The sequence below is a fragment of the Wenyingzhuangia sp. 2_MG-2023 genome (assembly GCF_030548295.1).
Classification (GTDB): domain Bacteria; phylum Bacteroidota; class Bacteroidia; order Flavobacteriales; family Flavobacteriaceae; genus Wenyingzhuangia.
The window spans coordinates 1-257 of sequence record NZ_JAUOSB010000132.1; the positions used below are offsets into that span (position 1 = coordinate 1).

The 257-nt window shown below is 38.9% G+C and carries 1 protein-coding gene; it reads left to right on the top strand.

Annotated elements, in window-relative coordinates; all coding sequences use genetic code 11:
* Window positions 1-257 (top strand): GTP-binding protein (locus Q4548_RS17285; RefSeq protein WP_303457232.1); only part of this gene is annotated, 257 nt, incomplete at both ends.

Sequence of the window (257 nt, forward strand, 5' to 3'; positions counted from 1 at the left end):
GTATCGACCTTACCCAGTTTTGCCGCCTTGATACAATGGTTACTGTTGTTGATGCATACCGTTTTTGGCATGATTATGAATCTGGTGATCGGCTGCTTGATAGAAAGCAAGCAGTTGGAGAAGCAGATGATCGTAATCTTGCAGATTTACTAATCGACCAAATTGAATTTTGTGATGTTCTTCTATTGAATAAATGCGATATGGTGACGGAAAAACAACTTCGTTCATTGACGAAAGTTATTCAAACTTTGCAACCC